This window comes from Thioclava sp. JM3 (assembly GCF_002213185.1).
Lineage (GTDB): Bacteria > Pseudomonadota > Alphaproteobacteria > Rhodobacterales > Rhodobacteraceae > Thioclava > Thioclava nitratireducens.
Map to the genome: position 1 here is coordinate 275,138 of NZ_NBOB01000005.1, position 22,667 is coordinate 297,804.

At 61.0% G+C, this 22,667-nt stretch carries 22 protein-coding genes; 14 read left to right on the forward strand and 8 right to left on the reverse strand.

Going from position 1 to position 22,667, the window contains the following annotated elements; all coding sequences use genetic code 11:
* Positions 1–1,422, reverse strand: coding sequence for a 3-isopropylmalate dehydratase large subunit (gene leuC / locus B6V73_RS11340; RefSeq protein ID WP_075776747.1), 1,422 nt, complete (start codon positions 1,420–1,422; stop codon positions 1–3).
* Between the two features lie 267 nt (positions 1,423–1,689).
* On the opposite strand from leuC, the gene B6V73_RS11345 reads away from it, so the two are divergent.
* The 8 genes from B6V73_RS11345 (at position 1,690) to B6V73_RS11380 (ending at position 9,505) form a co-directional block, all read left to right on the forward strand.
* Entirely contained in the window at positions 1,690–3,045 is a 1,356-nt protein-coding gene (locus B6V73_RS11345; RefSeq protein WP_075776746.1) for a mechanosensitive ion channel domain-containing protein, read from the forward strand.
* A 132-nt stretch (positions 3,046–3,177) separates the two neighbouring features.
* Positions 3,178–3,540 (forward strand): ribosome silencing factor, encoded by a 363-nt coding sequence (gene rsfS / locus B6V73_RS11350; RefSeq protein WP_075776745.1) that lies wholly within the window; start codon positions 3,178–3,180, stop codon positions 3,538–3,540.
* A gap of 10 nt (positions 3,541–3,550) precedes the next feature.
* Positions 3,551–4,018, forward strand: a complete 468-nt coding sequence (rlmH, locus tag B6V73_RS11355; RefSeq protein ID WP_088725285.1) for a 23S rRNA (pseudouridine(1915)-N(3))-methyltransferase RlmH — start codon at positions 3,551–3,553, stop codon at positions 4,016–4,018.
* A 154-nt stretch (positions 4,019–4,172) separates the two neighbouring features.
* Positions 4,173–4,835 (forward strand): class I SAM-dependent methyltransferase, encoded by a 663-nt coding sequence (locus tag B6V73_RS11360; RefSeq protein ID WP_088725286.1) that lies wholly within the window; start codon positions 4,173–4,175, stop codon positions 4,833–4,835.
* A 70-nt stretch (positions 4,836–4,905) separates the two neighbouring features.
* The gene (gene gpmI / locus B6V73_RS11365; RefSeq protein WP_088725287.1) at positions 4,906–6,429 is read left to right on the forward strand and encodes a 2,3-bisphosphoglycerate-independent phosphoglycerate mutase; all 1,524 of its coding nucleotides are present in this window, start codon (positions 4,906–4,908) and stop codon (positions 6,427–6,429) included.
* The gene (locus tag B6V73_RS11370; RefSeq protein WP_075776741.1) at positions 6,426–7,571 is read left to right on the forward strand and encodes a peptidoglycan DD-metalloendopeptidase family protein; all 1,146 of its coding nucleotides are present in this window, start codon (positions 6,426–6,428) and stop codon (positions 7,569–7,571) included. The genes gpmI and B6V73_RS11370 overlap by 4 nt, the downstream gene beginning before the upstream one ends.
* A gap of 2 nt (positions 7,572–7,573) precedes the next feature.
* Positions 7,574–8,989 (forward strand): S41 family peptidase, encoded by a 1,416-nt coding sequence (locus B6V73_RS11375; protein WP_088725288.1) that lies wholly within the window; start codon positions 7,574–7,576, stop codon positions 8,987–8,989.
* 30 nt (positions 8,990–9,019) lie between these two features.
* Positions 9,020–9,505: an RNA pyrophosphohydrolase gene (locus B6V73_RS11380; protein ID WP_088719943.1), complete on the forward strand. Its 486-nt coding sequence runs from the start codon at positions 9,020–9,022 to the stop codon at positions 9,503–9,505.
* Positions 9,506–9,509: 4 nt separating this feature from the next.
* On the opposite strand, the gene nadC is transcribed toward B6V73_RS11380, so the two are convergent.
* The 7 genes from nadC to B6V73_RS11415 form a co-directional block, all read right to left on the reverse strand.
* Positions 9,510–10,346, reverse strand: a complete 837-nt coding sequence (gene nadC, locus B6V73_RS11385; protein ID WP_088725289.1) for a carboxylating nicotinate-nucleotide diphosphorylase — start codon at positions 10,344–10,346, stop codon at positions 9,510–9,512.
* A gap of 1 nt (position 10,347) precedes the next feature.
* Positions 10,348–11,898 carry an L-aspartate oxidase gene (locus B6V73_RS11390; RefSeq protein ID WP_088725290.1) on the reverse strand — a complete coding sequence of 517 codons (1,551 nt, stop codon included), beginning with the start codon at positions 11,896–11,898 and terminating at the stop codon, positions 10,348–10,350.
* Positions 11,895–12,947, reverse strand: coding sequence for a quinolinate synthase NadA (nadA, locus tag B6V73_RS11395; RefSeq protein WP_075776737.1), 1,053 nt, complete (start codon positions 12,945–12,947; stop codon positions 11,895–11,897). The genes B6V73_RS11390 and nadA overlap by 4 nt, the downstream gene beginning before the upstream one ends.
* A gap of 102 nt (positions 12,948–13,049) precedes the next feature.
* Positions 13,050–13,748: a DNA polymerase III subunit epsilon gene (gene dnaQ, locus B6V73_RS11400; RefSeq protein ID WP_088719946.1), complete on the reverse strand. Its 699-nt coding sequence runs from the start codon at positions 13,746–13,748 to the stop codon at positions 13,050–13,052.
* Positions 13,741–14,340: a dephospho-CoA kinase gene (coaE, locus tag B6V73_RS11405; RefSeq protein WP_075776735.1), complete on the reverse strand. Its 600-nt coding sequence runs from the start codon at positions 14,338–14,340 to the stop codon at positions 13,741–13,743. Before coaE ends, dnaQ begins: the two co-directional genes overlap by 8 nt.
* On the reverse strand, positions 14,337–15,176 hold the full coding sequence (locus B6V73_RS11410; RefSeq protein WP_075776734.1) for a shikimate dehydrogenase: 840 nt from the start codon (positions 15,174–15,176) through the stop codon (positions 14,337–14,339). The genes coaE and B6V73_RS11410 overlap by 4 nt, the downstream gene beginning before the upstream one ends.
* On the reverse strand, positions 15,173–15,814 hold the full coding sequence (locus B6V73_RS11415) for a Maf family protein (RefSeq protein ID WP_240497715.1): 642 nt from the start codon (positions 15,812–15,814) through the stop codon (positions 15,173–15,175). Before B6V73_RS11415 ends, B6V73_RS11410 begins: the two co-directional genes overlap by 4 nt.
* A 356-nt stretch (positions 15,815–16,170) precedes the next feature.
* Between B6V73_RS11415 and B6V73_RS11420 the strand changes: the two genes are divergently transcribed.
* The 6 genes from B6V73_RS11420 (at position 16,171) to B6V73_RS11445 (ending at position 22,665) form a co-directional block, all read left to right on the forward strand.
* Complete coding sequence (locus B6V73_RS11420) at positions 16,171–16,635, forward strand: CopD family protein (protein ID WP_088725291.1); 465 nt, start codon at positions 16,171–16,173, stop codon at positions 16,633–16,635.
* Positions 16,636–16,769: 134 nt separating this feature from the next.
* Positions 16,770–18,041 carry a transcription termination factor Rho gene (rho, locus tag B6V73_RS11425; RefSeq protein WP_075776732.1) on the forward strand — a complete coding sequence of 424 codons (1,272 nt, stop codon included), beginning with the start codon at positions 16,770–16,772 and terminating at the stop codon, positions 18,039–18,041.
* A gap of 34 nt (positions 18,042–18,075) precedes the next feature.
* On the forward strand, positions 18,076–19,359 hold the full coding sequence (mnmE, locus tag B6V73_RS11430) for a tRNA uridine-5-carboxymethylaminomethyl(34) synthesis GTPase MnmE (RefSeq protein WP_088725292.1): 1,284 nt from the start codon (positions 18,076–18,078) through the stop codon (positions 19,357–19,359).
* A 12-nt stretch (positions 19,360–19,371) separates the two neighbouring features.
* A complete protein-coding gene (gene mnmG / locus B6V73_RS11435; RefSeq protein WP_088725360.1) occupies positions 19,372–21,234 on the forward strand; it encodes a tRNA uridine-5-carboxymethylaminomethyl(34) synthesis enzyme MnmG in 1,863 nt (620 codons plus the stop codon).
* A complete protein-coding gene (rsmG, locus tag B6V73_RS11440) occupies positions 21,231–21,860 on the forward strand; it encodes a 16S rRNA (guanine(527)-N(7))-methyltransferase RsmG (protein ID WP_088725293.1) in 630 nt (209 codons plus the stop codon). The genes mnmG and rsmG overlap by 4 nt, the downstream gene beginning before the upstream one ends.
* A complete protein-coding gene (locus tag B6V73_RS11445) occupies positions 21,853–22,665 on the forward strand; it encodes an AAA family ATPase (RefSeq protein ID WP_088725294.1) in 813 nt (270 codons plus the stop codon). Before rsmG ends, B6V73_RS11445 begins: the two co-directional genes overlap by 8 nt.
* Positions 22,666–22,667: the final 2 nt, after the last annotated feature.

Sequence of the window (22,667 nt, forward strand, 5' to 3'; positions counted from 1 at the left end):
TTACGCGTCTTCCATTTCCATCAGCTTCCGAACATCCGTCAGATGACCGGTGACGGCAGCGGCGGCGGCCATGGCCGGGCTCATCAGATGGGTGCGGCCCTTGTAGCCCTGACGCCCCTCGAAGTTACGGTTCGAGGTCGATGCGCAACGCTCGCCCTCTGCCAGCTGGTCGGGGTTCATCGCGAGACACATCGAGCAGCCCGCCATGCGCCATTCGAACCCGGCGTCGAGGAAGATCTTGTCCAGACCCTCTTCTTCGGCCTGAGCCCGCACGAGACCCGAGCCCGGCACGACCATCGCGCGGACGCCGTCGGCCAGCTTGCGGCCTTTGACGACTTCGGCGGCGGCGCGCAGATCCTCGATCCGGCCGTTGGTGCACGAGCCAATGAAGACCACGTCGATCTTGATGTCAGTCAGCTTGGTGCCCGCTTCGAGGCCCATGTAGTCGAGCGCGCGCTTGGCCGCTTCGACCTTACCGCCCTTGAAGTCTTCCGGCGCGGGCACGGAGCCCGAGATCGGCAGCACGTCCTCGGGCGAAGTGCCCCAGGTCACGACGGGCTCGATCTCTTCGGCCTTGATGGTGACGACCTTGTCGAAATGCGCGCCCTCGTCGGTGTAGAGCTGCTTCCACCAATGCAGAGCCGCCTCCCATTGCGCACCTTTCGGAGCGTGAGCCCGGCCTTTGACGTATTCGAAGGTCTTCTCGTCCGGCGCGATGAGGCCAGCGCGCGCGCCGCCTTCGATCGCCATGTTGCAGACGGTCATGCGGCCTTCCATCGACAGCTCGCGGATCGCTTCGCCGCAATATTCGATGACATGACCAGTGCCGCCGGCAGTGCCGGTCGCGCCGATGACCGACAGCGTGATGTCCTTGGCGGTGACGCCCGGACGCAGCTTTCCGGTGATCTCGACCTTCATGTTCTTCGACTTCGACTGGATCAGCGTCTGGGTCGCCAGAACATGCTCCACTTCCGAGGTGCCGATGCCGTGAGCGAGCGCACCGAACGCGCCATGGGTCGCGGTGTGGCTGTCGCCGCAGACGACCGTCATGCCCGGCAGCGTCCAGCCCTGTTCAGGACCGACGATGTGCACGATGCCCTGACGCACGTCCGAGACCGGGTAATAGTTCACCCCGAAGTCCTTGGCGTTCTTGTCGAGCGCATCGACCTGAATCCGGCTTTCCTCGTTCTCGATCCCCTTCGCGCGGTCGAGCGTGGTCGGCACGTTGTGATCCGGTACGGCGATGGTTTTCTCCGGCGCGCGCACCTTGCGGCCCGCCATGCGCAGCCCTTCGAAGGCTTGCGGCGAGGTCACTTCGTGGACGAGGTGGCGGTCGATATAGAGCAGGCTGGTGCCGTCTTCGTCTTCGGACACGACATGCGCGTCCCAGATCTTGTCATAGAGGGTCTTCGGAGCAGACATGGCTCTCACTTTCTTTGGATGGCTGGCCTATAAAACGGCCGTTTGTCAGACATGGGACAGCAGGCGCAGATATGCGCCCGCGGGCGCAGAGCATCAAAGTCGTGCCAGCACCGAGCGGCTTTCGCCGTAGAAGCGCTCGCGGAGGCGGGCGCGATCATCCATGTCGAAAACGAGTGTCATGGGGCGCTAAATACGGCGAATCCGGCGCTGAGGCAATCGAAGAGTCCGTGTTTGGCCTGATCGCAAAACCGGGCTAACGTCATTTCCATGGATTTCGCGAACGGGGACATCGTCAAGATTTTGAGTTCGATCTGGGCGCAGATCGAAATCTTCCTCAATTCTATGGTCTTGCCCTCGCGGCTCTGGCAATTCGGGATCATCGCAGCGTGTTTTGCGCTGGCCCATCTCGGGCGCATCTGGCTCGCGCCGAAAGTCGACGACTGGGGGCGGAGGCGTGAGCTCTCGACCCGTCAGCTTCGCTGGCTGATCCTGCTCCGGAAGCGTCTGCGCGGATTTCTCTTCATCGTGTTCGCATGGGCGTCGGTGTTCGTGCTCGAGGCAACCAAGGGTTTTTATTCCTGGCGCTTCCTCGTGGTGCTGGCCGCCACGCTCGTCACGGCATGGCTCGTCGTCGGCCTCGTCGCGCGGCTGATCCGAAATGCGCTCCTGCGCGGTATCGTGCGCTGGGGCGCGTGGATCTGGGTCACGCTCTATTACCTCGGGCTTTGGGACGAAACGGTGCGGCTCTTGAACGGGACCGCGGTCGAATTCGGTGATTTCCGCATCACGGCCTACGGGGTTCTCAAGGCACTGGTGCTGACGACGATCCTCCTGTCGGTGGCGCGGATCATCTCTGGGCAGACCTCGGCGCGGCTGCGGACCAACGAGGATATCAGCCCGTCGATGTCGGAGCTGGTCATCAAGGTGATGCAGGTTCTGCTTTACGGCGCTGCGCTGTTCATCGGGATCAAGGCGGTAGGATTCGACCTGACCGGGCTTGCGGTTCTGTCCGGTGCGATCGGCGTGGGCCTTGGCTTCGGTCTGCAGAAAGTCGTGTCAAACCTCGTCTCGGGCGTGATCATCCTGCTGGATAAATCGATCAAGCCCGGCGACGTGATCAGCCTTGGCGAAACCTTCGGCTGGATCAATTCGCTGGGCGCGCGCTATGTCTCGGTCGTCACGCGCGACGGCAAGGAATACCTGATCCCGAATGAAGACCTGATCACGGGGCAGGTGGTCAACTGGTCCCATTCCAACGAATTCGTCCGGATCGACCTGCCCTTCGGCACCTCCTATCACGACGACCCGCATCTGGTGCGCAAGCTCGCGGTGGAGGCCGCGCAATCGGTGAACCGCGTCCTGAAGAACCGCCCGACGGTTTGCCACGTGACCGGTTTCGGCAACAGTTCGGTCGATTACCTCCTGCGGTTCTGGATCACCGACCCGGTCGAGGGACTGACCAATGTGCGCGGCCAAGTGTTTCTCGCGCTCTGGGATACGTTCAAGGCGAACGGCATTTCGATCCCGTTCCCGCAACGCGAAGTGCGCGTGCTCGAAGGGTCACAGCTTGACTTGCAACAGGCTCCGGAAACGCATAGCGAAAATTCGCCGCAGGAAAATTGAAATCGGACCTGCGGAATGCTACTTTTGAAAGACGTCCAGCGCCAGGACTATTGTGGCGCGTAACATCTGGAGGACCATGTCCTGTCTCATCTTTCCCTCGTGCCGAGTGATGCCGGCACAAAGGCAGCGGCCATGAATACACGGGCCGTCAACGCCGAAGCGACGAGCGAAGAAATCCTCGCGCGCGTCATCTCTTCCCTCGAAGACGACAAGGCCGAAGATATCGTGACCATCGACCTGCGCGGTCGGTCCTCGATCGGCGACTATATGGTTGTCTGTTCCGGGCGCAGCACGCGTCAGGTCAGCGCCATAGCCGAAAACCTGACCGAGCGGCTGAAGCACGAATTCGACCGGGCTTGCAAAGTCGAGGGCAAGGATCAAGGCGACTGGGTGCTGATCGACAGCTCCGACGTCATCGTTCACGTCTTCCGCCCGGAAGTGCGCGAGTTTTATCAGCTGGAAAAGATGTGGATGCCTGCGGGCGCCCCCGTCTGAGTTCGGCTGCATGAAGATCACGATCTGCGCGGTGGGCCGCTTGCGCAAGGGGCCCGAGCGCGAGCTGATCGACGACTACCTGAAACGCTTCGAGAAATCCGGGCGCGCCTTCGGGCTCGGCCCGGCTTCCGTCGTCGAGGTCGAAGACAAGAAAGGCTTGGGGCAGGGCGCGGAAGCAGAGTTGCTCAGCCGCGCCATTCCCGAGGGATCGGTCATCGTCACCCTCGACGAACGCGGCAGCCTGATCTCATCGCCGGAATTCGCCACGAAACTGCAAGGCTGGCGCGATCAGGCGCGCGACGTGGCTTTCGTGATCGGCGGTGCGGACGGGATCGACCCGGCCCTGCGCAGACGCGCCGAGTTTTCCATCTCCTTCGGCAAGATGGTCTGGCCGCATATGCTGGCCCGCGTCATGCTGACCGAACAGATTTACCGCGCCGGACAGATCATCGCCGGCACACCCTATCACCGCGTCTGATCGACAGGTCACTAACCTCTGCTCCCATCGACAGCTTGCACCGCATCACGACGACGTTACGCTGCGTCCGAAAATGATGTGCAGCAGGTCAGGCCCGATGAATACTCTTCGAGACATGAACATATCCGGCGCGTCCATTTCCCGCGAGGCAATGATGCTACTGGGGTTCCAGCGCACGCGCCAGATTTCCGGCACTGCGCGAAAGGCTTGGGAAGACGGTGACAGGGGGCCCGCGTTCGAAGAAGTCGAGACCCGCAACGAGGAGATCTTTCGCGGCGCGCTCGCCGAGGTCTTCACCGAGTATCTACCGCTGCGCAAGACGCTCGAGGAAACCGGCCGCCGTCCGACCCATGTGGTCGACATCGGCTGTGGGCAGGGGCTCAACGACGCATTGCTGATCAAGGATTACGATTGCGCCGTGACCCTGATCGATATCGAGGAAACCCCGGAGCAATATCATTTCTGGAGCGATACCGGTGCAGGCTATGCCTCGCTCGACGCCGCAGCGGCGTTCCTGCGCGACAATGGCGCCCGCGCGGTCGAGACACTCAACCCGGTCAAGCAGCCTGAGGCGCTGGACGGAGTCACCGGCGATCTTGTCACCAGCCTGATTTCCTGCGGCTTCCATTATCCGATCGGCGATTATCTCGACCTGATGATGCGGGTGATCCGGGACGGTGGGGCTGTCGTGCTGGACCTGCGTCGGCGCTATATGGAAAAGCCCGACTCGGCGCTCGCCTCGCTGCTCGAGGTCACGCGACAGACCGAGATACTCAGCTACGAGAAGAAAGCCCGGCGGATCATGTTCCAGGCCTGAGCCTCGCATGCCCCCGGTTGCCGCGACGGCCTGCGAGGCGTATGAGGGGGCAACAGATTAGGAGGCCGCCATGACCCGCCCGAAACCCGTCGTCCTGTGCATTCTCGATGGCTTTGGCGAGCGAAAGGAGCGCGAAGGCAACGCGCCCTTGCTGGCCGACACCCCGAACCTCGACCGTGTCCTGTGGAACAACCCGGCGAAATCGACGCTGGTGACCTTCGGCCCCGATGTCGGTCTGCCGAGCGGTCAGATGGGCAATTCCGAGGTCGGCCACACCAATATCGGCGCGGGACGGGTGGTGGCGATGGATCTGGGCCAGATTGATCTGGCGATCGAGGATGGCTCTTTCTTCGAGAACCAGGCGATCTTGTCCTTCGTCGACACGATGAAAGAGAGCGGCGGGCGCGCGCATCTGATGGGCGTCATCTCGGATGGTGGTGTGCACGGCCATATCGAACATACGCTCGCTGCGGCGAAAATGGTCTCGGAGGCAGGCGTCCCCGTGCTGATCCACGCGATCACCGACGGGCGCGATGTCGCCCCCGATAGCGCGAAGTCCTTCGTTTCGGATCTTTGCGACCGGCTTCCCAAAGGCTGCACCGTCGTCACCGTCGATGGCCGCTATTACGCGATGGACCGCGACAACCGCTGGGACCGCGTCGGCCTTGCCTATGACGCGATGATCAACGGCAAAGGGCAGGGGGCAGACACCCCCGTGGCCGCGGTCGAAGCCAGCTACGACAAGGACGAGATGGACGAGTTCATCAAGCCCACCGTGATCGGCGATTACGAGGGCGCAAAGGATGGCGATGGCTTCTTCTGCCTCAACTTCCGCGCCGACCGCGCGCGCGAAATCCTGCGCGCGATCGGCGAGCCGGACTTCTCGGAATTCGAGACCGGCCCGCGTCCAAAATGGGCGGCGCTGCTGGGGATGGTCGAGTATTCCGACAAGCATAACGCCTATATGAAGACCGCCTATCCGAAGCGCGAAATCGTCAACACGCTCGGAGAGTGGATATCAAAACAAGGGCTTAGCCAATTCCACTTGGCGGAGACAGAGAAATATCCGCACGTCACCTTCTTCCTCAACGGCGGCAAGGAAGAGCCGTGGGAAGGCGAAGACCGCTACATGCCGAAATCGCCCAAGGTCGCGACCTATGACCTGCAGCCCGAGATGAGCGCGCCGGAAGTCACCGACAAGTTCGTCGAGGCGATCGAGACCGGGTACGACCTGATCATCGTGAACTACGCCAACCCCGATATGGTCGGCCATACCGGCTCTCTGAAAGCCGCGATCGCTGCGGTGGAAGAGATCGACCACGATATCGGCCGCGTCGTCGAGGCGCTGGAGGCTGCGGGCGGCGCGATGATCATCACCGCCGATCACGGCAATTGCGAAACCATGATCGATCCGGAAACCGGCGGTCCGCACACCGCGCATACCACGAACCTCGTGCCGGTCTCTCTGGTTGGCGGGCCGGAGGGCGCCAAGCTGCGCGACGGACGGCTTGCGGATCTCGCGCCGACGCTACTGGACCTGATGCAGATCGATCAACCCGAAGAAATGACCGGAAAGAGCCTGATCGTATCGTGATCCGCGCCGCACTCGCAGCTCTTCTGATTTCGGCCGGGCCGCTTTGGGCGGACGGATCGGGCGACGCCGCACTCAAGGCCTCGGCCGATCTGCGCAAGGCGATCACCGCGCTCGACGCGGCGCAGTCGAAGTCGGATCGCATTGCAGCACTAACGAAAACGATCCATGCCTATGAACAAGGGCTGAGCGCGCTGCGCGACGGGTTGCGCCGCGCAGCGATCCGCGAGCGCGAGATCAAGCAAGGCTTCGACGCGAAACGCGAAGAGCTTGGCAGTTTGCTGGCTGTCATGTCGACCATGCAGCAATCCGACGGGCCGCTGCTGCTGCTGCATCCGTCCGGTCCCGAAGGCTCGGCGCGGTCCGGGATGGTACTGTCCTCGGTCGCGCCCGCCTTGCAGGACGAGGCGCAGAAGCTGAGCGTCCACCTTGAGGAAATTGCGACCCTGCGCAAACTGCAGGAAAACGCGCGCGAGACGCTCGAAAAGGGGATGGTCTCGGTGACCAAGGCCCGCACAGCGCTATCGGAGGCCATTTCCGAGCGCCGCGAAAAGCTGCCGCAGCGCTATCTCGAGGAACCCGAGGAGCTGACCGCGCTGGTGCAAAGCGCCGATACGCTCGAAGGCTTCGCGACCGGGTTGAGCGATATGGAAAACGATATCGGTCCGCCGCGCGGGGATTTCGCGGGCGCAAAGGGCACGCTGAACTTGCCGGTTATCGGCTCGGTGCTGCGTGGCTTCAACGAACCGGATGCGGCAGGGATCAAACGTCCCGGCCTCGTGATTGCCAGTGAGCCGGGATCTCTGGTCACGACGCCTTGGGCTGCGACGATCCGATACCGCGGTCCCTTGCTCGACTACGGAAATGTGATGGTCCTCGAACCCGCAGATGGATATCTTCTGGTTCTTGCGGGCCTCGGAACCGTCTATGGTGAGGTCGGAGACGTGCTGCCAAAGGGCACGCCCATCGGCTTGATGGGCGGAATTCAGCCGGGAGCGAAGGAATTCGGCAAGGAATTCGTGCAGGCGGCGACAGATGGCGCTGGTGCAGATCGCAGCGAGACGCTTTATTTGGAACTGAGAGAGGGCGGCAAGCCCGTGGACCCGACGCCGTGGTTCATCCAGACAAAAGACGACAAGGGTTGAGTATGAAAAAGTTCATGATGGCAGCGGTTGGCGGGACGCTTGCGGGCGCGCTTCTGTCCACGCAAGTCGCGGCGCCGCTGATGGCCGAGGAAACGAAACGCAACGAAACCGTCTACCAGCAGCTGGACCTGTTCGGCGACATCTTCGAGAAGATCCGCCAGGACTATGTCGAGCCGGTCGATAGCAAGAAGCTGATCGAAGCCGCAATCAACGGCATGCTCAGCTCTCTCGACCCGCATTCAAGCTACCTGCCGCCTTCCGATTACAGCGATATGCGCGTGCAGACGCGCGGTTCGTTCGGCGGTCTCGGTATCGAGGTCACGCAGGAAGACGGCTTCGTGAAGGTGGTTTCGCCGATGGACGGTACGCCCGCGGCCGAAGCCGGCATTCAGTCCGGCGATTTCATCACCGCGGTCGATGGCGAGTCCCTGATGGGTATCCCGCTCGATCAGGCAGTCGACAAGATGCGTGGGCCGGTCGGCTCGGACATCACCGTGACCATCGTCCGCGAAGGCGAGCAGGATCCGTTCGACGTCACGCTGACCCGCGACACGATCAAGCTGACCGCCGTGAAGGGGCGCCATGACGGCGATACCGTCATTCTGCGCATCACCACCTTCAACGACCAGACCTTCCCGAACCTCGAATCCTCGATCAAGGAGCAGGTGAAAGAGGTCGGCGGCATGGACAAGGTCGACGGCTTCATCATCGACCTGCGCAACAACCCCGGCGGTCTTCTGACGCAGGCGATCAAGACGGCGGATGCGTTCCTCGACAAGGGTGAGATCGTCTCCACCCGCGGTCGGAACCCGCAGGATAGCGAGCGCTTCAACGCGACCGCGGGCGACATGGCCAACGGCAAGCCGATCGTCGTGCTGATCAACGGCGGCTCGGCGTCGGCTTCGGAAATCGTGACCGGCGCGCTGCAGGATCATCACCGCGCGATCGTCGTCGGCACCAAGAGCTTCGGCAAAGGCTCGGTCCAGACGGTCATGCCGATCCAGGGCGAGGGCGCGATGCGTCTGACAACCGCGCGCTACTACACGCCGTCGGGTCGTTCGATTCAGTCGCTGGGCATTGCCCCCGACGTGGTCGTGCCGCAGCCCGATCAGCCGAAATCGCAGGATAAGGCGGCCGCTGAAGGCGACAACGCCCGCAAGATGACCTCCGAGGCCGATCTGAAAGGTGCAATCACCAACGACTCGATGACCGAGGACGAGAAGAAACAGGCCGAGGACGAGCGCGCGAAAGCCGAAGAGGCCGCGAAGCGCCGGATGGAAGATTTCCAGATGTCCTACGCGATTGACCTGATCAAAGGCCTCTCGGCCATCGCGCCGGAAGCCAAGGCTGACACCGCGTCGACGCAGCAAGCCGAAGCGCCGAGCGCCGACAGCAAAACCGACACGCAGCAGAATTGAGGGGAAGGGGCCTTCGGGCCCCTTTTTCATATGACTCCCGAAGAAATCGTTAAACTTCCTTACCGCCGCAATGTCGGCGTCGTTCTGATGAACCCCGCGGGCCTCGTCTTCGCGGGCCAGCGCATCGACAATCCTGGACCGGCCTGGCAGATGCCGCAGGGCGGGATCGACAAGGGTGAAAAGCCGAAAGAAGCCGCACTGCGCGAGCTGGAAGAAGAAACCGGGGTGAACCCCGATCTCGTCGAAATCGTCGCGAAAACCTCCGATTGGGTACGCTACGACCTGCCGCACGATCTTGTGCCGAAAATCTGGAACGGTCGCTGGCGCGGGCAGGAGCAGAAATGGTTCCTGATGCGCTTCCTCGGCTCCGACGATCAGGTGCGCATCGACACCGACCACCCCGAATTCTCGGTCTGGCAGTGGATGCCCTTCGACGAGCTGGTCGAGAAGATCGTCCCCTTCAAACGCTCGGTCTACGAGGCCGTTCGCGCCGAATTCAGAGACTATCTCGGCTGAATTCTCAGAAATCGAGGCCCAGATCGAGCGTCCGCGCCGAATGGGTGAGCGCACCGGAAGAGATGTAATCCACGCCGGTCGCTGCCACTTCGGCAATCCGCTCGAGCGTCATGTTCCCCGAGGCTTCCAGTACGACGCGGCCCGCATTAAGCGCCACGGCCGCACGCAGCTCCGCGCTGTCCATATTGTCGAGCAGGATGACATCGGCGCCACCGATTTTCAGCGCCTCTTCCATCTGGCGCAGCGTGTCGACTTCCAGCTCGATCCGCATCATGTGACTGCGCGCCACTTTCGCTGCTTCGAGCACTGCGCGCACGCTCCCGGCGGCCGCAATATGGTTATCCTTGATCAGGATCGCGTCCGACAGGCCGTAACGATGGTTGAAACCGCCGCCATGGGTCACCGCTGCTTTCTCGAGCGCGCGTAGACCCGGGGTGGTCTTCCGGGTGCAAGTGATACGCGCCTTCGTGCCTTCGGTTTTCGCGACGAAGCTCGCGGTTTTCGTGGCAATCCCGCTGAGGCGTCCCGCGAAATTCAGCGCCACCCGCTCCGCCATCAGGATCGACGCGGCCGAGCCATCGACCGTCAGCAAGGTCTCCCCGGCTTGGCACGGTTTGCCATCCGCGATCAGTATAGAGACGCGCAACGTCGGATCGACCAGTCGAAACGCCATCGCAGCGACCTGCATCCCTGAAGCGACGCCATCTTCCCGCGCTTTCAGTCGCGCGGAATAGGTTTTGCCCGCCGGAATCACCGCCTTCGTCGTCGCGTCGCCCATGGGCGAAAGGTCTTCGACCAGCGCGGCGCGGACAATCGGTTCGATCAGCAAATCGGGCAACATATCAGTCCTCCAGGGCTGCGGCGCGAATTTTCAGCGCCTCCTCCAGCGTGATTTTCGTTCTTTTCGCCAATTTAGGGTCCATGTCCGGAAAATCGGAACGGAAATGGCCGCCGCGGCTCTCTTCGCGCGCAAGCGCCGCTGCAGCGATCAACGTGGCCGTCGCGGTCATGTTCCGCATCGTTTCCGTGCGGGCCTCCGCCTCGATCTTCGCAATGACGCGCAGGGCCGCCTTCAATCCCTCCGCATCCCGCACGACACCGACACCATCGGTCATCGCGTTGCGCAGCACCTGCACGGCTGCCTCGTTCACCGGGACATCGCCGTCGGGAAACGCGGGGGTTACCGGCTCAGCGTCGGCGATATCTCCAAGCTCAGCAGCGATACCGACAGCGCAAATCCGTGCGAAAACCAAGGCCTCAAGCAACCCGTTCGACGCCAGGCGGTTCGCGCCATGCAGCCCGGTCGACGAGGCTTCGCCGCAAACCCAGAGCCGGTCGAGCGAACTGCGTCCCTCCGTATCGGTATCCACTCCGCCCATATGATAATGTGCGGCCGGCGCAACGGGGATGACGCCTGAAACAGGGTCTATTCCGGCCCGTTCGCAGGCTTCGGCAACGGCGGGGAAGCGGGTCAGGACTTCGGCCCCTAGGGCTGCACGCGTATCCAAAGCGGGTTCGCGCCCGGCCTGTCGCTCCAGGTAAACCGCCCGGGCCACAATATCGCGCGGAGCAAGCTCCGCGTCGGGATGAACGGAGAGCATGAAGCGCTCGCCATCCGCGTTAACGAGTATTGCACCTTCACCGCGCAGCGCTTCGGTCGCGAGCGGGGCAGGGTCTTCGCCACTGGCGATCGCGGTCGGGTGGAACTGTACGAATTCCGGATCGGCGATCCGCGCGCCAGCGCGCGCAGCCATCCCGATGACCTGCCCACGGATCCGAGGCGGGTTTGTCGTAACGGAAAACAGCCCGCCGGACCCGCCGCCCGCAAGCAAAACCGCCGGGCTTTTCATCAGAACGGGCCCTGAAGGCTCAAATGCGCGTTCGATCCACACGCCGGTCACGCGGCCGTCTTCGGTCTCCAGATACGTGGCCAGGACGCCTTCGAGAACCTGAACCGAAGGTGCCTGCCGGACCGCCGCGACGAGAGTTTGCATGATCTCGCGACCCGCCTGATCGCCTTTCACCCGCACGACCCGCGCGTGACTGTGCGCTGCCTCGCGCGACATCACGTAGTCGCCCTCGGGATCGCGATCGAAGGGCGTTCCGAGTTCGGTCAGTGCGAGGATGTGCTGACGTGCTTCTTCGGTGACCAAATGGGCGATTTGCGGTGAAACAGTGCCTGCTCCGGCGATCATCGTGTCGCGTGCATGTGCCGCAGGCGTGTCGCTGACCGACATCGCCGCCGCGACACCCCCCTGGGCCCAAGCCGATGATGCGCCTTCGCCCAGAGTTTCCGGCGAGATGATGAGAACGGGGCGGGGCGCGAGGCTTAGGGCCGCGTAAAGTGCGCCCAAGCCCGCGCCGACGATGACGATCCGCTGCGTTTCGATCACTTCGCCAGCGTCCGGGAGAGTTCGATCATCCGCTCGACCGCGACGCGCGCTTTCTCGGCAATCTGCGGGTCGACGATCACTTCCTCGGTCCCGGTATGCAGCGACCACAGGATTTTTTCGAGCGTGATTTTCTTCATGTAGGGGCACATATTGCACGGACCCACAAAATCTACTTCCGGTAGCGCGTCGGCGATGTTGGATGCCATCGAGCATTCCGTCACCAACATGGCCTCTTTCGGCTTGTTGGTTTCGACGTATTTAATGATCCCCGACGTCGAGCCCGAGAAATCGGAGGCCGCGACAACGTCCGGCGGGCATTCCGGGTGCGCGATGATCCGGGTATTTGGGTGCATCGCGCGGAAGTCACTGATATCCTTGGCAGTGTACTGCTCGTGGACGATGCACGAACCTTCCCACCAAACCACATTCTTCTCGGGAACCTCGTTCGCGACGTTCTGCGCAAGGTACTGGTCCGGGGTCATGATGACCGTGTCACTCTCCATCGCCCGCACGATCTGCGCGGCGTTGGACGAGGTGCAGCAGATGTCGGACGCAGCTTTCACCTCGGCTGTTGTGTTAACGTAGCTTACCACGGGCGCGCCCGGGTATTTCGAGCGCATCTCCGCAATGCCGTCAGCGGTGATCGACTCCGCCAGCGAGCAGCCGGCTTTCATATCTGGGATCAGGACGGTCTTGGCCGGGTTCAGTATTTTTGACGTTTCGGCCATGAAGTGCACGCCGCATTGGACGATCGTGCCCGCCTGAACTTTGGTCGCTTCGATAGCAAGCTGCAGACTATCACCTACTACATCTGCCACGCCGTGGTAGATTTCCGGCGTCATGTAGTTGTGAGCAAGAATTACCGCGTTCTTCTCTCTCTTCAACTGGTTGATTGCGCGGATATACGGCGCGTAACGCGCGAAATCCGGAAGGGGGATAACGCGATCCATCTTTGCGTGGATCTCGTGCATTTCCTCGGCCAGCTCTATGGACGGCGCAAGATCATAGGTCTCGGCCAGCGTGGCACGCATTTCAGTCAGGTCCAGCATGGACGGTACTCCCGCTCTCTCCCTAAGAAGCCCCCGATTTAAGGGAGGTTGACGCTCGGTTAAATGGGAAACTTGTTTATTTTGATAGAAAAGGCGCCGACGTCAGTCGTAACGGTTCCAGATCGCCGCTTCCCCCAGCTTGGCGACAAAGGCAGCATGGGCTTCGGCTTCTTCAGCAGTCAAACGTGGGGGCAGGGGCTCCGGACGGGGCTTCGGACGCCAGCCTTGATTTGCGCCGGCTTGCAATTTCTGACCGGTTTCAACGGGTTGCAGTCCAAAGCCCGGCTGCCGACCGCCAATCAGCTCAAGGTAAACCTCAGCCAAAATCTCACTGTCGAGCAGCGCGCCGTGCAAAGTCCGCGACGAGTTGTCGATGCCGAAACGACGGCACAGCGCGTCGAGCGTCGCGGGCGAGCCAGGAAATCTACGCCGTGCCATCGCGAGCGTATCGAGTGCGCGTTCATCCGGGATTAGCGGCATTCCGGCCCAGCGAAGCTCGGCATTCAGAAATTTCATGTCGAACTTGGCGTTGTGGATCACGAGAACCGAGTCCGTGCCGATGAAATTCAGGAAATCGAGGCCGATCTGGGCGAATTTGGGCTTGTCCGACAGGAATTCGTCGCCCAATCCATGCACTTGGAAGGCTTCCTGCGGCATCGAGCGCTCGGGGTTAATGTATTGATGATAGGTGTTACCGGTGGGCATGTGATTGAACAGCTCAACCGCGCCGATCTCGACGATCCGATCGCCGTCTTCCGGCTCGAAACCCGTGGTTTCGGTATCGAGAACGATTTCACGCATTTTGCTCACCCCTGATCTGCGCGATCAGGTTTCGCACATCTTGGCGGGTCTGCTCAAGATCGACGGTTTCGATGATGAAGGTCGCGCGGCGGCGTTTCTCTGCGTCCGGCATCTGTCGCGACAGGATGAAATCGAGCTGCGCCTCGGTCATCTCGGGCCGCTCCAGGACGCGCGCGCGCTGAACCTCCGCCGGCGCGGAAACGACAAGAGTGGCATCGCAAGCAGCATCAGCCCCGGTTTCGAACAAAAGAGGGATGTCGAGGAGGATCAGATCCGCCTCTGAGTGATCCGCGATGAACTGGCTACGAGAGGCCGTCGTGAGTGGGTGAACGATCTCTTCAACGCGGTTTAGAGCCGTTTTGTCGTTCGCGAGCAGTTTTTTCAGCTCCACCCGATCCACTGCGCCCGCCTTGATCGCAGAGGGAAAAGCGGCGGCGATCGGCGCAACGGCCGCACCATCCTTCGCATAGAGATCATGCACCGTCTGATCCGCATCCCACACGGGCACGCCGGCCTCGGCGAACATCGCGGCGGTCGTGGATTTCCCCATCCCGATGGAGCCGGTCAGACCGAGCAGGAAAGGCTTGCTCATCCCCCGAGCACCGCGTTGCGGACGGTTTCGCCGACTTCCGGGCGCTGGCCGAACCAACGCTCAAATCCCGGGACGGCTTGATGCAAAAGCATGCCAAGCCCGTCGACCACGGTGCATCCCGCGTCTTCGGCCTCGGTGAGAAATTTGGTCTTAAGAGGTGTATACACGAGATCACAGCAAGTCGCGCTGGGACGCAATGCATCGAGCGGAACGCGAAACTCCGACTTGCCTATCATACCGAGCGACGTCGTGTTCACCACCGTCGCCGCATCTTCGAGCATATTGCCCGCCCGCACCCAATCGTAAACGACCAGACGCGCCCCGAATTCCTGACGCAGCGCATCGGCACGCGCCCGCGTCCGGTTCGAGATACGGATTTCCGGCGCTCCGCTTTCCAGAAGCGAAGCGACGATGGCGCGCGCAGCGCCGCCTGCACCGAGAACGGCGGCCGGGCCAGACTTCGGGTCCCAGTTCGGCGCATTCTGCCTCAGATTAGCGATGAAACCGTAACCATCTGTATTATCTGCGTAAATCTTGCCATCCGGGCGGAACACCAAGGTATTCGCAGCGCCGATTAGGGCCGCGCGATCGGAGATGACATCGGCAATCTCGAGCGCGCGGATCTTGTGCGGGATCGTCACATTCGTGCCGACGAACCCCGCCTTGGGCAAGGTCCGAAGCACGGTTTCCAGATCATCACTGGCCACATCCATCGGAACATAGAACCCTTCGATCCCGTATTCTGCAAACCATGTGCGGAACAGGAGCGGCGAGCGCGAATGCGCGACCGGCGATCCGATGACGCCAGCGAGGGGAATGCGCGGATGATCCGTCATGTCGTGAAATCTCCTCGGGCATGAAGCCAGTTAAGGAATTCGATCAAGGGAAGGCCCAGGACGGCAAAATAATCGCCTTGGACGCGGGAGAAAAGACGCACGCCTTCCTCCTCGAGCTTGTAGCTGCCCACGGACCAGCGGATGCTCTCCCAGTTCCGGGCGACGTAATCGTCGATGAAGGGCTCAGTAAGCTCATGCATCGTCAGACGAACTTCGCCCACATGGCGCCAGAGCGGCTCGCCATCCCGGATCGCAACCATCGCGGAAAGCAGTTTGTGGGTTTGGCCGGAGAGGGCACGCAACTGCGATTTCGCGTCCTCCGGTGTCTCCGGCTTCGACAAGACCGTGCCTTTAAGCTCCAGAACCTGATCCGCGCCGACCACCAGTTCTCCGGGATGGCGCGCCGACAGTTTCGCAGCCTTCATCTCGGCGAGAAGGTCCGCGACATCGCGCGGCTTTGCCTCTTCGGCCTCCAAACTCCGCCTGATCGTGTCCTCGTCAATGCGCGCGGGCGCGACCGTCACCGACAGACCGGCGTTGCGCAGAAGTTGCGCGCGGATTTCTGAAGCGGAGGCAAGGAGGATGTTCATGAACTTGTGGATAAGCAGGCGCAGAAGTCTCGGGGTCGAATTGGGCATAACGTGGATCGGCGGATTACTCCACCGGATCGGCACGTTTCATGGCAGATTTGCGAAACTTGTCCACCTGTGGAAGTCGGATTCGAGCCGTTGGGGACACGGTGGGGACTTCACAATTTTCTCCAAAGAGTTATCCACAGGATGACGTTGAGACTCTCTGATAGATAAACACGCAGTATCAATGTTTTAGGAGAAACTAGCCAGCCGAAAGATTCCTTCCCGCCAGATGTTTTCCGCCTGTGGAGAAACTCTTGATAAAGTGTTAATCCACATCATCAACAGGCCCTACATCATCATCATCTTTTTCTTTAAAGAATCTTTTTTGAAGATGATGGCAGCTGTCAGCCGGAGGCGAGATGACCGATTTCCTGAGCACTTGGTATTTGTGGATCAAAGCGCTCCACGTGATGGCGATCATCACATGGATGGCGGCCTTGTTTTATTTGCCGCGGCTTTACGTTTACCACGTCGAGGGGCTGAACAAGGCGGGCATGGAGCGCGATAGCGACCAGGAGCTTCTGTTCCGGCATCAGGAACGGCTTCTTCTCAAGGCCATCATGAACCCGGGGATGATCGCGAGCTGGTTCTTCGGCCTGATGCTGGTCTTCACGCCGGGGATCGTCGATTGGTCGAGCATCTGGCCGTGGACGAAGGCAGCCGCCGTTCTCGGCATGACCTGGTTCCACATGTGGTGCGCGAAGGAACGCAAGGCGCTTGCAGAGGGCAGGGCGAACCGCAGCGGGCGCTACTACCGCATGATGAACGAGATCCCGACGATCTTCATGATCGTTATCGTCGCGTCGGTGATCGTGAAATTCTGACTTTCGTTGACTCAGCGACGCTTTGCGCTTATCTGCCTCGCCAAGCCCCGGCCGTCCTGGCCGACCGGTTTTTCTGAGACAAGACGAATCTTTGCGCCCATCGCTCTGGTGAGGCGCCAGCTGCAGGTAATCCGATGAGCGATGAACGCCTCAATCTCTCCGACTTGAAAGCCAAGAGCCCGAAGGAACTTCTGGCGCTGGCCGAAGAATGGGAGATCGAAAACGCCTCGACCATGCGCAAGGGCGAGATGATGTTCTCGATCCTGAAGGAGCATGCCGAGGATGATTGGGTCATCGGTGGCGATGGCGTCCTCGAAGTTCTGCAGGATGGTTTCGGCTTCCTGCGTTCGACCGAGGCTAACTATCTGCCGGGTCCCGACGATATCTACGTCTCGCCCGACATGATCCGCCAGCACAGCCTGCGCACCGGCGATACCGTTGAAGGCGTGATCCGCGCCCCCGGCGAGAACGAGCGGTATTTCGCGTTAACGAAGGTTGAGCGGATCAACTTCGAGGAGCCGGAAAGGGCGCGCCACAAGGTCGCTTTCGACAACCTCACGCCGCTCTATCCCGATGAGCGCCTGAAGATGGAAATCGAGGATCCGACGATCAAGGACCGTTCGGCCCGGATCATCGACCTCGTCGCGCCGATCGGGAAAGGCCAGCGTTCGCTGATCGTCGCCCCGCCGCGGACCGGTAAGACAGTTCTGCTGCAGAACATCGCGACCTCGATCGAGCGTAACCACCCGGAATGCTACCTGATCGTTCTGCTGATCGACGAACGACCGGAAGAAGTCACCGACATGCAGCGTTCGGTGAAGGGCGAGGTGATCTCTTCGACCTTCGACGAACCGGCGACGCGCCACGTTGCGGTGTCCGATATGGTCATCGAAAAGGCCAAGCGCCTTGTCGAGCATAAGCGCGATGTCGTTATTTTGCTGGATTCTATTACCCGTTTGGGCCGCGCCTTCAACACCGTCGTGCCGAGCTCGGGCAAGGTGCTGACCGGCGGTGTCGACGCGAACGCGCTGCAGCGTCCGAAGCGGTTCTTCGGGGCTGCGCGGAACATCGAAGAGGGCGGCTCGCTGACCATTATCGCGACCGCGCTGATCGATACCGGCTCGCGGATGGACGAGGTCATCTTCGAAGAATTCAAGGGCACCGGTAACTCGGAGATTGTGCTGGACCGCAAGGTTGCCGACAAGCGTGTCTTCCCGGCGATGGACATCCTCAAATCCGGCACCCGGAAAGAGGATCTGCTCGTCGATCAGAAGGATCTTCAGAAAACATACCTTCTGCGCCGCATCCTGAATCCGATGGGTACGACCGATGCGATCGAGTTCCTAATCTCGAAGCTCAAGCAGACCAAAACGAACTCGGAATTCTTCGACTCGATGAACGGCTGAGGCCGTCCTATCTTCCGCACGGAAGAGGATTGCTATGGACACGATCTATGCTCTGGCCACGGCCCGCGGAAAAGCGGGCGTGGCCGTCATTCGTATTTCAGGACCGCAAGCCTGGTATGCGGCGCGGGAACTGGCGGGAACCTTGCCGGAGCCGCGCCTTGCCGGGCTGCGCAGGCTGCGGCTCGCGGGTGAGGAACTCGACGAGGCGGTGGTGCTGTGCTTTGAGAATGGGGCCAGCTTTACCGGCGAAGAGGTCGCGGAGCTGCATATCCACGGGGCGATCGCGACGGTCTCGGCTGTCTTGCGTGCGCTTGGACAGATCGACGGGTTGCGGCTTGCGGAACCTGGTGAATTTACCCGGCGGGCGTTGGAGAACGAACGGCTCGATCTGGCACAGGTCGAAGGACTTTCCGATCTGATCGAGGCTGAGACAGAGGCGCAGCGCAAACAAGCGTTGAAGGTTTTGTCAGGCGCGGTTGGCGCTCTGGTCGAGGATTGGCGGGCGAACTTGATCCGGGCGGGGGCGTTGATCGAAGCGACGATCGACTTCGCGGATGAGGAAGTTCCGGTCGATGTTTCGCCCGAGGTGTTGGAGCTGATCGACGCGGTAGCAGCCGGAATTCGCGATGAGTTACGCCGGATCGGTGCGGCGGAACGGATCCGCGAAGGGTTTGAGGTCGCGATTGTCGGGCGTCCGAATGCTGGGAAATCAACCTTACTCAACGCGCTCGCAGGGCGCGAAGCCGCGATCACCTCCGAATTCGCAGGCACGACGCGCGACGTCATCGAGGTGCGAATGGAAATCGGCGGGCAGGCGGTGACCTTGCTCGACACCGCTGGCCTGCGCGAAACCGACGATGTCGTGGAAGCGATCGGGGTGGAGCGGGCTCTGGAACGCGCCCGGCAATCCGACCTGCGCGTCTTCCTGCTCGACGGCGAAGAAGTACCTTTGATCGCGCCAGAACCGGGCGATCTGGTGGTGCATGGCAAATCGGATATCGCCGAGCATGACGGGCTGAACGTGTCCGGGAAAACAGGAGCAGGTCTGGCAGAACTTATCTCCGCAATCGAAGAAAGGCTGTCCGGGCTTGGTGAGGGTGCCGGCGTGATGACGCGCGAGCGACACCGGGTTGCAATGCAACGTGCATTCGGGGCTTTGGAATCGGCGCGAGATGAGGTATTGCGCGGGTCCGACCGGAGCGAGCTGGCAGCGGAATCACTGCGCCAGGCGGCTTGGGCGCTGGAAGCGTTGCTCGGGCGGGTGGATGTCGAGAACCTGTTGGACGAGATTTTCTCGAGCTTCTGCATCGGAAAGTAAGGAGTGTTTCACGTGAAACATTACGACGTCATCGTGATCGGAGGCGGGCACGCCGGAACCGAGGCAGCCCACGCGGCCGCCCGGATGGGCGTGCAGGTGGCCTTGGTGACCCTGCGCGCTGATGCGATCGGGGTAATGTCGTGCAATCCCGCGATTGGTGGGCTTGGAAAAGGCCATTTGGTGCGCGAGATCGACGCGATGGATGGCGTTATGGGGCGGCTCGCCGATGCGGCTGGGATTCAATTTCGCCTTCTTAACAGACGTAAAGGGCCAGCGGTGCAGGGTCCCCGCGCTCAGGCGGATCGCAAACTCTACCGTGAGGCCGCCCAGAGGGTGACTGCGGCGCAACCCAATCTTGATGTGATCGAAGGGGAAGTGACCGACCTGAGCATCAAAAGCGGTCGTGTGACCGGCGTGATGCTTGCAGATGGCGTAGCGCTTAGCTGTCATTCGGCGATCCTGACTTCGGGAACGTTCCTGAATGGGGTGATTCATATCGGCGATCAGCAGCGTCCAGGAGGTCGCATCGGGGATAGGCCGTCGCGTGCACTCGCAGAGCGGCTTTATGCGATGGAGCTGCCGATGGGCCGTCTGAAAACCGGTACGCCGCCGCGGCTGGATGGGAAGACGATCGCTTGGGAAAAATTGGAGAGCCAGCCGGGCGATGATCATCCGGTGATGTTTTCCTTCCTTAACCGGTCGCCCGAAGTGCGGCAGATTTCCTGCGGGATCACCCATACGAATGGGCGGACTCACGACATCATCCGGGGCAATCTCGACCGCTCAGCAATGTATGGCGGGCATATTTCTGGGGTTGGCCCTCGCTATTGCCCGTCTATCGAAGACAAGGTCGTCCGTTTTGCCGACAAGGATTCGCATCAGATCTTTCTTGAACCGGAAGGGCTGGACGACGACACGGTCTATCCGAACGGGATTTCGACTTCGCTACCTGTCGATGTTCAGGAAGATTACGTCCATTCGATCTTCGGTCTGGAAAAGGCGAAGATTCTGCAACCCGGTTACGCGATCGAATATGACTATGTCGATCCGCGGGCACTGGACGGGACGCTGCAGTTGCGCGCCGTGCCCGGCCTATATCTTGCGGGACAGATAAACGGAACTACAGGATATGAGGAAGCCGCCGCCCAAGGTTTGGTCGCGGGGTTGAATGCGGCGTCTTCCGCCAAGTCGGGCGAACCGGTGCAATTCAGCCGGACGTCAAGCTATATCGGCGTGATGATTGACGACCTGACCTCACGCGGCGTTACCGAACCTTACCGGATGTTTACCTCGCGCGCCGAATTCCGCCTGTCGCTGCGGGCTGATAACGCCGACCAACGTCTGACCGGGATGGGGATCGAGATTGGCTGCGTTGGCGAAGCGCGCCGTGCGCAGTTTGAAAAGAAGTCCGCCGAGCTTGCGGCTGGAGGCGAATTATTGCGGTCGATTTCGCTTACGCCGAAGGAAGCGAAGGAGAAGGGGTTCAAGGTTAACGAGGATGGGACTCGCCGGACGGCGTTCGATCTCTTGTCCTTCCCGGATATCACAATGCCCGCATTGCAGGAGGCGCTTCCGGAACTGAAAAATCTTTCCGAAGATGCCGCGCGGCAATTGTCGATCGATGCGCTTTACGCGAATTACGTGGCGCGTCAGGAGGTCGACGCGGCCTCTCTCAAGCGCGATGAGGGCTGGGAAATCCCCGAAGATTTCAATTTCGATTCTTTGCAAGGGCTTTCGAACGAGCTGAAGGCGAAGCTTCAGCGCGCGATGCCCAAGACTTTAGGTCAGGCGGGGCGTATAGATGGAGTGACGCCGGCTGCGCTAACCTTGATCTTAGCGCGCCTGCGGCAGTCAAAGCGGGAACGCTCTGCATGACGACGCCCGAAGCCGAGGAGTTTGCGAAGCGATTCGATGTTTCACGTGAAACACTGGATAAGCTCCTAGCCTACGAAGTCCTCCTGAAGAAATGGAACCCGGCGATCAACCTCGTCGCGAAATCGACCTTGGAGGATATGTGGTCGCGCCACTTCCTCGATTCGGCCCAAATATTCGCGATGGCGCCTGAAAATGCGCAGATATGGGCGGATTTCGGGGCAGGGGGAGGGTTTCCAGGCCTGGTGATCGCGGTTTTGTCGGCAGAAAAAGAACCCGAGAGGCAAGTGGTTCTCGTCGAGTCGGATCTTCGCAAATCTGCGTTCCTCTCGACGGTCAGTCGCGAATTGTCGCTCAATACCCGCGTTATCGCGCAGAGAATCGAAGAAATCGCTCCGCTGGACGCGGACGTCGTTTCTGCCCGTGCTCTCGCTAGCCTGCCAAAATTGTTGGAATTCACCGCGCCACATCTGAAGCCTGACGGGACGGCTCTCTTTCCGAAAGGCGCACGCTGGCAGGAAGAACTTGCGCAGGCGCGGGAAAGCTGGTCCTTTGACCACGAGGCGATCGAAAGCCTCAGCGATCCAAACAGTGTTGTCCTGAAAATCCACGGAGCCGAGCGTGTCTGACCCAATTCGCGCAAACGAACCGAAAATTATTGCGATTGCGAACCAGAAGGGCGGCGTGGGCAAGACGACAACGGCGATCAACCTCGCTGCCGGGCTCGTCGAGGCCGGGCGGAAGGTGCTTCTTATCGACCTGGATCCGCAGGGGAACGCGTCGACGGGGCTCGGAATCGAACCTGATGACCGCGAACTGACGACCTATGATCTTCTGATCGAGGATGCGCCGGTTTCGTCAGTCTTGCACAAGACGGAAATCGACGGTCTTTACCTCTGTCCAGCGACAACGGACCTGTCCTCGGCCGATATGGAGCTCGTTTCGACCGAAAAGCGCAGCTTTCTTCTGCATGACGCGCTACGACATCCTGATGTCGATACCTATGGCTTCGACTATATATTGATCGACTGCCCGCCCAGCCTTAGCCTGCTGACCATCAACGCGATGGTCGCATCGCATTCGGTGCTGGTGCCGCTTCAGGCGGAATTCTTCGCGCTCGAAGGGCTTTCGCAGCTGATGCTGACGATCCGGGAGATCCGGCTCAGCGCAAATCGAAACCTGCGGATAGAAGGGATCGTTCTCACGATGTATGACGTGCGGAACAATCTCTCGCAGCAGGTGGAGGCGGATGCGCGCGCGACCTTGGGTGAGCTGGTTTTCCGTACGATGATTCCCCGGAACGTGCGGGTCTCCGAGGCGCCTTCCTACGCGATGCCGGTGCTCAACTATGACAGCAGCTCGCGCGGAGCGGTGGCCTATCGAAACCTGGCGACCGAATTGATGTCGCGGCACGAATTGGTAAAGGCGGTGTGAGC